Source organism: Bacillus sp. FSL K6-2819, from assembly GCF_038008305.1.
Taxonomy (GTDB): Bacteria; Bacillota; Bacilli; order Bacillales; family Bacillaceae; genus Bacillus; species Bacillus amyloliquefaciens.
Genome location: NZ_JBBOYV010000001.1, coordinates 1748628 through 1762072, shown reverse-complemented (window position 1 = coordinate 1762072; position 13445 = coordinate 1748628). Strand labels below are relative to the sequence as shown.

Sequence of the window (13445 nt, the reverse complement as noted above, 5' to 3'; positions counted from 1 at the left end):
TCCCACTCCTCTCTCAATTAAATGCTTTCCAGAACATTTTTTTCGCAGGAAGCTCTTGTTTCACCTGTACGGCAGATTCTTTTACCAGAGCCTTCCGTCTTAAAGACGGTACCGGCAGCGGCTTTCTTTTTAATCGGGTATCTTTTTCTTCCCAAGCTTCCAGAATGATGTGGGCGTTCGTTCCGCCGTCGGCAAAGCAGTTGATGGCTGCGCACGGTTTGGCTGCATCCCATTCGCCCGCTGTCTTTTGAAAATAAAAATCTGTCTTTGTTATATCAAAATGCGGCATCGGTTCATCTCCTGAGAGAAATGGAACCGTTTGTCTATGTTTCAGCATTAATACGACTTTAATGAAGCTTGCGATCCCTTCTGCGCAAAGCGGATGCCCGATGTTCGGCTTGATTGACCCAATTCCGAGCGGGACATGCTGATCAGAGCGGTATACGGATTGAATCGCCTTCAGCTCAAGTAAATCAGTCACCGCAGAACCCGATCCGTTCGCTTCGATATAAGTGATGTCTTCCGGCTTTTTGCCGCTTTTTAAAAGCGCGCTTTGCATGACGTCTTTTTGCGCCTGCATATTAGGGGCTGACGGTCCTGCCGTTCTGCCGTCATTGTTCATAGCGGCGGCCTTAATGACTGCGTGTATCGTGTCACCGTCTTTTTGCGCCTGGCTTACCGTTTTTAACAGCACCATGCCGACGCCTTCTCCGAGGACAACTCCGCCTGACCGCTTGTCAAATACATGAAAGGACGGTTTCTCGTTTAACAGCCCGCGCTCTTGGAACATCCGGTGCGCCGCATCCGTGTTCAGCAGGCTGACGCCGCCGACTACCGCTGCTTTAATATCGCCGCTTCTCAGTGCCTGAACGGCCATATTCATTCCTGTCAAAGCTGATGAACAAGCCGTATCAAGCACGATGCTCGGCCCGCGCAGATCAAAAAATTGCGAAACGTTTGCCGCTAAATAGTTCTGCCCGCCCGCAACGATCGGATTGCGCGTATTCGCAAGACTTTCAGGATCAGGCTGATGCTGGCTGCGGCCTCCGATGTACACACCGGCCTCCATGCCCTTGATTTCTTCACGGGTATAGCCGGCATGGCACCAAAGCCTTAAGCTCTCTTCCAACACCGCCAATGCCTGGGGATCCATCGCTTTCGCATCGTTTTCCGGAATGAAAAAGAATTCGGAATCAAAGTGATTCATACTTTCAATCAATCCTGCAACATATTGATTTGCATATCCGAATCGCTCCTTTGGCACTGAACCGATTGCAGACCTTCCGCATCTCAGCAAATCCCAATATTGTTCTAATGATTCAGCTCCCGGAAAGCGGCAGCTCATTCCGACAACGGCAATGTCTTCACTTTCGGCAAAACGCTTTTGTTCAGTGTGAACCGTTTGTACGGCATCAGAAACCGCGGGTTCTGTATTAGATTCCTTCCTTTCTGTAAACAGCGGCTGCCCGTTTGATACGAGCCATTCGGCAAACGCGTCAATCGTCGGATGTTCATATAAAACAGACGGATCTAAGTCCTCTTTGAGAGCTTGATTCATTTGCTGCAACAGCTGGGCTAAAATGATCGAATCAACTCCGTAATCCTGAAACGGTTCGTCTGTTTCCAGTTCATCCGGAGCGATTTTCAGTTCATCCGAAAACAATTTCACAAGCCACTCCTTCGTATCAAGAAGAAGGTCTGAGCCTGATTGTTTTACCTCGATTTGGCCGTTTGATTCGGCTTCAGCCTCTTTTTGCTTTTTCTTTTGACAGAGCAGCTTGTCAGGGTGCCATTCGCTTCGATCAACGATGGCCGGCAGAACGGCCGGGCGGATGTTTTCAGACAAAATGCGGTCAAGCAAGTCAAGCCCTTCTGCATTAGTCAGTCCTAACAGCCCGGTTTGCTTCAGGCTTTCTGTGCGGACTTCACCCAATCCGGTTTCCTTCCAATTCGGCCATTGAATGCTGACCATCGGGTATTGATGCTGATGAGCCGAAGCGAAATAATCCATATACCCATTTGCCATCGCATAATCCGACTGTCCCGCCGCAAGCGCCGGAACGACCGCAGATACTGATGAAAATAAGACAAAGAATTGTAAAGGATCATTTGTAAAAAGGCTGCTTAATGTTTGAAGCCCGGCGACTTTCGGCTCAAGCACTTCTTGTATGTCATCCGCAGTCTTTCTGATAAACGCCGGGTTTACTGAATTAACAGATCCCGCACAGTGAATGACGCCGCCGATCGGCCCCATCGTGCGCCGGATCGTTTCAATTTCCGCTGCTACGGCAACACGGTCAGACAATTTCATACTGAGCACTGCCACTTGCACGCCTTTTGCTTCGAGCTCTTCAATCGCCCGAATTTTCTCTTTTATCCGTGTATGAACGGCTGATCGTTCATGACGTGGAGGAATCGGCTCCCTGCCTGTCAGCACTACTTTTTTCACGCCGTGTTTTTCTATGAAATGGCGGGCGCATAAAAGACCGAGTCCTCTCGTCCCTCCGGTAATGAAAAGCACATGGTCTTCAGGGAACGTTACGGGCTTATGTTCTGATGGCTCCCGTTTTGGAATCTCCCTGAATAAAGCACGGTATCTCTGTCCGTTTCGGCGGCAGACTTCCGGTTCTGTGCTGTCCGCCGAATATTCATCTGCAATCTGTTTGGCAAGCGTCTGCTGATCCGTATCAGTATCGGCGTCCATGTGTCTTGAAGTCACGTTTTGATACTCATTTTGCAGCATTCTGTACAGGCCGCTTTTTTCTGCTCCTGCAAGGTGAATCGTTTTCTGCTGAAACGGCTCCAAGCCTTTAGTTACATATAGCAGCATCAGCGGCCGCGCTTGCCGGCGGCTTGTATCAATCAGAATCTGGAGACGGCTGAGCCCTTCTGAAGAAAGGTCTTCGTCACCGCATCCCGTCAGATCGATCGCGCCATCTATGTGATTCCAATCGGCCTCTCCGGTATCGGCGGAATCAATCGGGAGAATGAAAGAGTCAGCGAAATACTTCGCAGTCTCTTCGGCAAGCCACCTTGTCCTACTGTCAGCCAGAATCATGACCTTCTTGCCGATGTTGCCGCCGGCCGACTCAATCTCACACGGAACCCACTGCTTTTCTAAAAGCACAGCCTCGCGCCGGTCTTCCGTACTCTGCGATACGGCTTTCGGCTCAGGCAGCCAGTACGGCTCCTTTGCAAACGGGTAAGCCGGCAGACTGATTCTGCGGGGTTTTTCGTCCTGATAGAGCTTGTTCCAGTCCACCTGAAGCCCTTTGGCCCACAATTCCGCTAAATTGCCGTATTTTTTCTTATCGAACCATGATTTGACAAGCAGCTTCAGATCATCGTCCGTTTCAAATGCTTTGATTTCTTTTTTTGCCGTTTTGACGTGAGCTTCATATATCCCTTCACCCATTTTGCCGTTTACAAAATCGGTTAAACGGCTGATCAGCTCTTCTCTCGAATTCGCTGTAACCGCAAGACGGTAATCCATTGGATCACGTCCGGTTTGAAGTGTATACGCCATATCTGAAAGATGGATATCCTGATTGGCCTTTGCAAAATCGATCATCGACTCGGCATAGGCTTTTACCTGCGGCGCTTTTTTGGCCGACAGCACAAAAATGTTTGTCTCATCAGGCTTACGGCGGCCCCTGTCTTTCGGCTGATACTCTTCAATGACGAGATGAGCGTTTGTGCCGCTGTAGCCGAATGAGCTGACACAGGCCCGCCGCGGTGTTCCGCCGGATTCCCAAGGTTTCACTTCAGTATTGACAAATAAAGGCGAGTCATCGAAATCAAAATGTTCATTCGGCGTGCTGAAATGAAGAGTCGGCACGAGCTTCTGATGCTTCATCGACAGCAGAACTTTCTGCACACTTGCTACGCCTGCCGCCGCAGAGGTATGTCCGATATTTGATTTAACCGAACCGATGGCGCAAAATTGTTTGCGGTCCGTTTTTTCCTTGAATACAGAAGATAAAGCTTCTAATTCAATCGGATCCCCCTGCTTTGTGCCGGTGCCGTGCATTTCCGCATAGGTGATGCTCTCAGGGTGGATGTTGTGCGCTTCATACACTTGACGCTCTAAATCCATTTGGCTTTTCGCGCTCGGCGCGGTGATGCCGTTTGTTTTTCCGTCCTGGTTAATTCCGGACCCGATAATGACTCCGTAAATATGGTCTTGATCGGCTTCCGCATCTTTCAGCCGCTTCAGCACGAGCGCCCCCGCGCCCTCACCAGGCACAAATCCGTTCGCACTGTTATCAAATGCTTTACATTGGCCGTCAGGAGACAGCATTCCTGCTTCACACATGCTGATGTATGATTCAGGCGTTAGATACAAGGTCACACCGCCGACAAGCGCCAGGTCAATTTCATGATTCAAGAGCGCCTGACGCGCCAAATGAGTTCCGACAAGAGAAGATGAACATGCCGTATCGATCGGAATGGCCGGTCCTTTCAAATTGAGATAATACGGAAGGCGGGCCGCCGCGATGCTGAAACTGTTGCCAGTGGCGCTTCCTCCTGTCTGATGTTTGTTTAACATCATGCCGTATTCATTGTTCATAATCCCCAAGTAAACGCCGCAATTTTTCCCGTTTAATTCTTTTGAGCTGTAGCCCGCATCTTCAAAGGCTTTAAAGCCTTCCTGTAAAAATATTCGGTGCTGCGGGTCCATCAGTTCCGCTTCAGACGGAGAAATATTAAAGAACAGCGGATCAAATTCTTCAATACCGTCAAGCATACCGATTGATCTGCAGTACACTTTGCCTTTCTTATTTAAGGCCGGATCATAGTACTTGTTTACATCCCAGCGGGAAAGCGGGATATCGCGAATGGCGTTTTTCGCACGGACTAAATTGTCCCAATACGTCTTAAGATCCGGCGCGTCCGGGTATTTGCCCGACATGCCGACGATGGCGATTGCGTCCGCCGTCTCGTCTTTAGGCTCCCGTTTGGCCCGCACCGGTTCAGGTTCCTTTTGAACCGTCAATCTGTCCGGCCCGGCAGATGGTTTCTCCTGCGGGGCAGATTCCTGCTTCAGCGGCTTTGGACGCACAGGAACCGCCTCTTTTTTTCTGCCGCGGACAGACGGCTGCGTACGCAGAAAATCGGCGAATTGACGGATTGTCGGGTAATCATACACTTTCGTTACGTTACAGTCCGTTCCGTACCGTTTATTGACGGCCTTTATCCATTCAAGACCGGTTATCGAATCCATGCCCAAATCAATAAAAGCCTCATCAATATCTACATCATGCTGTTCCATGTACAATACATCAGCCAGTGCTTTTGATAACGCTGCATGCACCGCTTCAATCGGTTCAATCGGTTCTTCCGGCTCGGCGGAAGCTGCCGTTTCAGACATCGCCTCCAAAATATCCGCCTTGGCCTGTAACACCGGCTGCTTTTGAGCGGTTACAGGCTGCAGCATTATGTTGGACGGTTTTTTCACCGCCTCTGTTTTCTGCGGTTCGGTTTCCTCAAAGTTCGGTTCTGTTCCGAGCTCTTGCTGCAAGAAGGCCGCAAACTGGCGGATTGTCGGATAATCATATACTTTCGTCACCGTAAGGGACGTGCCGTACGTTTTATTGACGGCCTTTATCCATTCAAGACCGGTTATTGAATCCATACCGATATCAATAAATGTGTCGTCTGCGTCGATATCGTCAGCATCCATATATAAAACGTCCGCCAAACTTTCCGTTAATACGGCACTTATTTTTTCAGCGGAAACCGCCGGACGGTAAGCGGACAATACGGTTCTTTTCGGTTCCGTGCCGCTCAAAGGCTGCAACATAATGTTTGTCGGTTTTTCTTTCGCAGTCTCCTCGTGAAGAGGCGCCGCTTCAATGACCGGTTCCGGGACGGCCGCCGCCACAACCGGCGCCGGCTGTGTTTCTGCCTGTCTTTTGACAGGTAAATCTGCTGATGTGTCGATCCAATAACGGTCCTTTGCAAACGGATAAGCCGGGAGACTGATTTTTCGCGGTCTGCCCATTTGATACAGCACATCCCAATTCAGCGGAAGACCCTTCACCCAAAGCTCTAATACCTTCGCGGCTTTGCCTTTTTCAAGCCATGCCTCAATGGTTTTTTCCATATCCTCATCAGCCGCAAAGAGCGCCATCGTTTCTTTATTCTGTTTGACTTGTCCGCGGTAGAGCTGGTCAATTGAATCCTTGCCGCTCGTAAATTCGTCAAGCTTTTCTTCAAGCTCGCGCAAATTGCTGACAATCAGGCCGAGGCGCTCTTCCATCGCTTCACGTCCGATTTGAAGCGTATAAGCGATCCGGCTCAGATCCGCTTCCCGGTAACGCCCGCTCCGCAGTGCATCAAGAAGCCGTTTCGCGCGTTTTTGAAGCCGATTCTCATTTTTCGCGGAAAGGACGATCATTGACGGATGAGGTGCGGCAAAAGCCGTCTCCTTATCCTCATCAGCGGCATATTCTTCGATGACAATATGAGCGTTGACGCCGCCGGCTCCGAAAGAGGATAGCCCTGCGGTTCTCGGCAGTTCTTTATTTACTCCGTTCTCGTTGATGACCGGTCGTTTCCACTCTTCAAGCGTCTGCTGCACTTTAAACGGCGTACTGAGAAAATCAATATTCGGATTAAGCGTCCGGGAATGCAGGGACGGTGCAAGCTTTCTGTGTTTCATTTGCAGAAGCACCTTCGTCAGGCCCGCGATGCCCGCCGCGCTTTCACAATGCCCGATATTGGATTTCGCTGAGCCGATGGCACAAAATTGTTTATCTTGTGTCTGTTCTGAAAAGACTTTAGTCAGACCCGTGATTTCAATCGGATCGCCGAGTGAGGTTCCGGTGCCGTGGGCTTCGATGTAGCTGACCGCCCTCGGATCGGTTCCTGCATCTTGTAACGCCTGTTTGATCACTGCGGCTTGGGCGTTCGGATTCGGGACGGAATACCCGTTTGTTTTTCCATCATGGTTCACGGCCGTTCCTTTGATCAGACCGTAAATATGATCACCGTCCGCTTTCGCTTTAGAAAGCGGCTTAAGGAGTACAGCGCCCACTCCTTCACCGGGCACATAACCGTCTCCGCCTTCTCCGAAACTTTCACATCTGCCTTTACTAGATAAAAATCTGTTCTGGCCGAGCATCAAATATTTATTCGGATGGATGGATACATTGACGCCCCCGGCAAATGCTGCTTCGCATTCCCCGTTCCGCAAGCTTTGGCATGCCAGATGAATGGCTGTTAAAGAAGAAGAGCACATCGTGTCAAGAGCCATGCTCGGGCCGTTAAAACCGAATACATAGGAAGCCCTGTTCGCAATTGATGACGGATTTCCAGTCAGCGCAAGCGATTTTCCGCGCGCCTGTTCTTCGGCTCCGTAAAGCTGATATTCTTCATACATGACGCCGACGTAAACACCGACATTGGCACCCAGCAAGTCACCCGATTTTCCGGTCAGCTTTCCGCGCGTATAACCGGCATCCTCCATCGTTTCGTAGACACATTGCAGAAATAACCGCTCCTGCGGGTCCATCAATTTTGCATCCCGGGGCGAAATTGAGAAGAATTGCGGATCAAATTTGTCCACGTCTTTCAAAAATCCTCCCCATTTTCCGTACGTCTTGCCTTCTTTATCTTTATCAGCGTCGTAATAAAGACTGTGATCCCAGCGATCGCTTGGAATTTCGGTTATGCAGTCAACGCCTTCACTCAAGTTCTTCCAAAATTCCTGAAGATTTTCGGCCTGCGGATACCGGCCTGACAGACCGATAATCGCGATATCCTCACGCTCCGGCAGCTGCTGATTTTTCCGCGTGTCTGTGCGGACTGCCGCAAAGCCTTTTTTGCCTTCACCCCGATTGGAAACAGGTTTTACCTCTGTTTTCTCAGGGAGAGACGGTTTGGCTGCAGGGATTTCTTCCGTTTTCATCCCGGTCAAGTCCAGCAGCGTGTCGCGGTGTGCTTTCATAAAATATTGCGCCAGCGATTCGATATTCTGATATTCGAAAAACAATGTTTTTGATAATGAACCGAAGCTCTTTTCCAGCCGGCCCGTCAAATGCATAATCATAATAGAATCAATTCCGTAATCTTCCATAGGCGCCTTGGCGTCAATTTTGCCGACCGGAAGCTTGGTTACTTCCGAAAGCACATGTTTCAAGAAATGCTCTGTTTTTTCTGCAAGCATATTCTCTCCGCCTGATGAAAGGCCAGCCGGCGCTTCGGTATCGCTTCCTGTGTCCTGCTGATCATCCGCTGATCTTTTCAGAAACGCCCGGATTTTTGCGGCGTAGCCTTCCGTCACCATGACTTGAGATGTTTTTGCCGCCCATCCGCGGTACAAAGCTTGAATGCCGTTTTCTGTTTTCATAGGGACCATGCCGCTTTCTTTTGTCAGCATTGCCTCCGTTTCGGCATCAACCGTCATGCCGCCGTCCTTCCAGAGCGGCCAGCAGATTGAAAGGGTGTGTCCATAGCGTTCATTTCGGGCTTTTTGCCGGTTTCTTTTTTCACTGAAGGCATTCATAAACGCATTGGCCATCGCATAATCCGCTTGGCCCGCGCTTCCGGCGCTTCCCGCTCCAGAAGAGAAAAGAATCAGAAAATCAAGCTCAATGTCCTTAACCGCTTCGTCAAGATGGACCAGTCCGGCGACTTTCGGCGCCAGCACATCACGAATTTCATCTTTGTGCTTTTTCAGAATATAGTTATCTTTTATCGTCCCGGCGCTGTGAATGATACCGTTTAAGCCGCCGTACTGCCGACAGATGTCCGCTGTGAGTGATCGAACTTCTTGTTTATCAGTCATGTCCGTTTGTTTGTACACGGCTTGCGCACCAAGATCGGACAGCTCTTGAAGCTGGGCTTTTTTACGGTTATCCAGCACAGAACGTCCCGTTAAAATAAGAACGGCGTTTTTTGCATGCCGAGCGATTTCTTTGGCGAACAAAAATCCGAGACCGCCCGCACCGCCTGTGATCAGATAAACACCATTATCCTTCCACGGCTTTTCGGCGCCGAGCGGTTCAAGACCCGTTTCCTGCCATTGTGCCGCATAGCGCTTGCCGTTTTCATAGCGAATATGCTTGTCATCAGGATGAGCGCCGCATTCTTTCAAATATCGGGTCAGCGTGTCTGCCTTGATGTCCGGCTCCAATTCGATCAATTGGCCCGTCAGGTTCGGATTTTCCAGCGCCGCTGTTTTTAAAAGTCCCGTTAAGCCGCAAAGGAGCTGCGTATCAGCTTCTTGAGGCACGACAATCTGGATGAGCTCGCGGCCGCCGGATTTTGAAGCGAGGATTTTCTTCACTTCTTCAAAAGCCTGAAGTGCACAGGTTTCAAACCGTTCGTCTTCACTCTGATGCTGATCACGGAGAACGTTACAGCTGAAGTCTGTCTGTATGCTGTTCATTTGATCCGTAAACCGATCAGATATCATCACGTGATGGGCTTTGAAACTGATCGCCGCTTTTTCATGCGAAGCAGTCTTCTCTTCCCATATGTGTTCAAAAAATAGTGTATCTGTTTTATCCGTTTCAATTTCTCTCGCTGAATAACCAGTCATCTTCACACATACATGGCCTTGTTCGTCACATAAAACAATATCCAGCTTCTGCACGGCATCTTCAGGCCTGCTTTCGCCGCTGTACGCAATGGAAACCCACATGTTGCTTTCACAGCGTTTCAGCACATCGATCTGTTCGAGAGCAAACGGCAGCATCGGCTTTATGTCAGTCCCGTCTTTGTCAAGCATTAAACCGATCGTCGCGTGAAATGCCGCATCCAAGAGACTCGGATGGAGGACAAATTGATCTTTTGTATGAGAAATAGATGACGGGAGTGAGAGCTTTGCGAGCACTTCGCCGTCTTTTGCATAGATTTCCGTGACCGCTTTATGAGCATCCCCGTATTCAATCCCCATCTGTCTGTATGCCTGATAGCAATCTTCAGGCGCGATCAGACGTCGCGATTCTCTCAATTTGTCAATCTCTATTTTGGCCGGTTCATCCGCTCTGACAAACGATGCGCTTCCTTGCGCATAGAGAACAGGCTCTTGTTCTGATGAAGCCGGTTCACCATAAACCGTAAATCCCATCTCCCCATTTTCTTCGTCATAAAGGCGGAGATACAATTCAGCGGTTTCGTCCGTCGCTGTAAACGGACGCACCCATACGACATGTTTCAGGCGGACTGTTCCTTCTTCCTTCATTTCTGCCGCATGTTCAGCAGCCGCTCGGACCATTTCCAGATAAGCGGCGCCCGGTAACGTCCGTTCGTTTTTGACGACGTGATCTTTCAGGAAAAATTCTCCGCCGCTAAAGGCAGTCCTGAAACGGACGCCTGACATGTTTGATACATTTTCATGCAGAAGCGGGTGCAGCATGCCGGCATTTTTTTGAAGTACCGTTTCTCTTTTTTCCGCCTCTGGCACCCAATACCGTGTTTTTTCAAACGGATATGTCGGCAGGCTGATCCGATTCGGTTTGTTTTCTCCGTATAAGAGATTCCAATCCATCATTCCTCCGCCGGCCCACTTTTCGGCAATCATCTCCAGACTTCCGCTAGAAAGCCATTTATGTATTAAGTCCGGAGCAAGCCCTGCCTGTTTGCCTTTATCGGCTCTGTTCCGCCAGCATCCGCTGACCGCGTCTCCATCCAGAAAGCCTTTCAGTCGTTCTTTGAGCTGCGTCATATTCTGAGCGGTGAACACAACCCGCTCCTCCATCTGCTCACGCCCGACCTGAAGCGTGTAAGCCAGATCCTTAAGGGGCAGATCGGGATGGATAAAGGCAGACAGCTTCGCCGCATATGCATGAAGCCGTTCTTCACTTTTAGCGGAAACCGGGAAAATGAAAGTCTGTTCTTCCGCCGGTTCAGCATTTGTTCCGTGTGATTCTTCCGGGATAAATTCCTCCAGAATGAGATGCACGTTTGAACCTGTGGCCCCGAAAGAACTGATGCCCGCACGCCGCGGATACACTGTTTCGCTCCCGTTTTCCGTCACTGAAGGCTGATGCCATTCTTCGGTACGATGCTGGACGTAAAACGGTGATTGTTCAAAATCTAAATACGGATTCAGTTCTTCGGAATGAAGCGACGGCACCAAAGTTTTATGGTGAAGCTGCAGGGCAACCTTGGTTAAGCCGCTGATGCCCGCCGCCGATTCAGCATGGCCGATATTCGACTTCACTGATCCGATGGAACAGAACTGCTTATCCTGTGTATACTGACGGAACGCCTTTACAAGGCCTTGAACCTCAATCGGATCACCTAGAGAAGTTCCCGTCCCGTGCGCCTCAATATAACTGACCGTGCGCGGATCGATGCCCGCTTTATCCAGACATTCCTCAATCAAATCGGCTTGAGCGACAGGACTCGGCACGGAAATCCCGCTCACTGTTCCCACGTGATTGACGGCACTGCCCTTTACAACCGCATAAATCCGGTCTCCGTCGTTTACCGCTTCCTGCAGCGGTTTTAATAAAACAGCACCGATTCCCTCAGCCGGGACATAGCCGTCTCCGTCTTTCCCGAACGTATGACAAACCCCGTCTGATGAAAACATATCCCATAAACCGTATGTCACATATTTATTGGGATGCAGCGATAAGTTGACGCCGCCAGCGATCGCCGATTCACATTCCCCGCGCCGAATGCTTTCCACAGCTAGGTGAACCGCAGTGAGCGAAGATGAACAGACCGTATCGACCGCCATGCTCGGTCCGTGAAAATTACAAAAATATGAAACTCTGTTTGCGATTTGCGCATAATTAAGAGAAAGCGGGAATACATGATCTTCAGAAGAAGCCTCCGCTCCGACCAATGTATAATCCTTGTGCATCACCCCGGCGAAGACGCCGACGCGCTGTCTTCTATTCCGTCCGCGCGCCTCTGCAAGCGACTTCGGCGTATATCCGGCATCCTCAATTGTTTCCCAGCATGTCTGTAAAAACAGCCGCTCCTGAGGATCCATTGTTTCAGCTTCACGCGGCGTAATGCGGAAAAATTGAGGATCAAAGCAGTCCGGATCATCAATAAATCCGCCCCATTTTGAAATGGTCTTTCCGGAAGGCGACTTTACGTTTTCAAAGCGGCGCCAGTCCCAGCGAGACTCCGGAATTTCGGTGACACAGTTTTTTCCTTCTTTTAGATTTTCCCAGAATTCGTGAATGTTTTCGGCCTGCGGATAGCGGCCGGCCATGCCGATAATGGCGATATCTTCATCTTGCGGAACACTGCTTTTCCGCCTTTTTTCTGTTTGCGTCACAACCGGCTTCTCCGTTTTTGGAGCAGCAGCGCTGAAGTAGCTTCCGTACTGCTCAGTCAGAAAAGCCGCCAGTTCTGCTGCCGTCGTATATTCAAACAGCAAAGTCGGAGAAAGGGTTTCGCCGATTTTTTCGCTGATCGTTTCCACTACGTCAAGCAGTCCGGACGATGTCAGCCCCATTTCATAGTAGCCGGCCTGAGAATCAATCTGTTCAAGCGGCTTGCCCATTTTTTCAGCCATCAGCTTCTTGACATACCGCTCTGCTTCCTCATGCGGGTGTCCGTCTTCAAATGATGCCGAAACTTCCGGCAGAGCCGCTTTTTCAGGAGACTTCTCAGCAGGCTTTCGGTCTGTATTGATCAGTTCGGCATCCCGCACGAGCTTGCTTGTGAAATCTTTCAGCTCAGCGACTTTCCGGCCGGATGCGTTAAAAAACTCCAGCGTAATGTAAATGAGCTCCTTTTCCTGCCGGAGCGATGAACGTTTGATTCTCGTGACGCAGCCGGCCTGCAAAGGTTCGGAAGCTGTAAAAGATTCATAGAAAAGAGGCAGAAACAGCCTCTTTTCCCCATTTAACAGCGACGAAATCAATAGGTTTGCGCCGACGCCGCTTCCGTCAAGGAGAGTCGGATGGAACAAAAACCCTTCGGCCTGTCCCATCGCGTCTTTTCCGAGCGATAAATCAAATGTGACGCCGTCCCGCTCCTCAAAAACATCTCCTTCTGCTTTCATATATCCGCTGTGAACCAATTCCTGGCTTCTGCATTGTGCATACAGCTCGTTTAAATCGATTGTGCGTTCCGCCTCACGCTTCACAGAGTCAAGATCAATCGTGTCACTGAATACCGCGGGAGCCGTCTCATGCATTTCCGCTTTGACGTAAATACGTTCGTCCGGCTGCACGCGTCCGCCGCTGACTTCAGCTCCTTTTGCGGTAAGTTTCCAGTGCCCTTCTTTTACCTCTGTACATTCAACCGTAAGCTTGACGGCACTGTCTTCTTTCGCAATAAGCGGCTGATAAATGGATAAATGGCGCAGCTGAAGCCCGTTGTATGAATAGCCGCGCTCTTTGAAAATCTGATAAAACATATCAATATAAGCCAATCCCGGAAGGACTTTTTGTCCGTACACGTCATGATTGAAAATAAACGGATTTTTCAGCGATAAAGTGATTTGCTTATTGAAGTTCTTCACG

General features: G+C 49.9%; 1 protein-coding gene. It reads right to left on the bottom strand.

The genetic code is table 11. The features are described from left to right. Positions 1-13: 13 nt before the first annotated feature. On the bottom strand, positions 14-13444 hold the full coding sequence (locus MHH91_RS09075) for a type I polyketide synthase (protein WP_013352336.1): 13431 nt from the start codon (positions 13442-13444) through the stop codon (positions 14-16). Position 13445 lies beyond the last annotated feature (1 nt).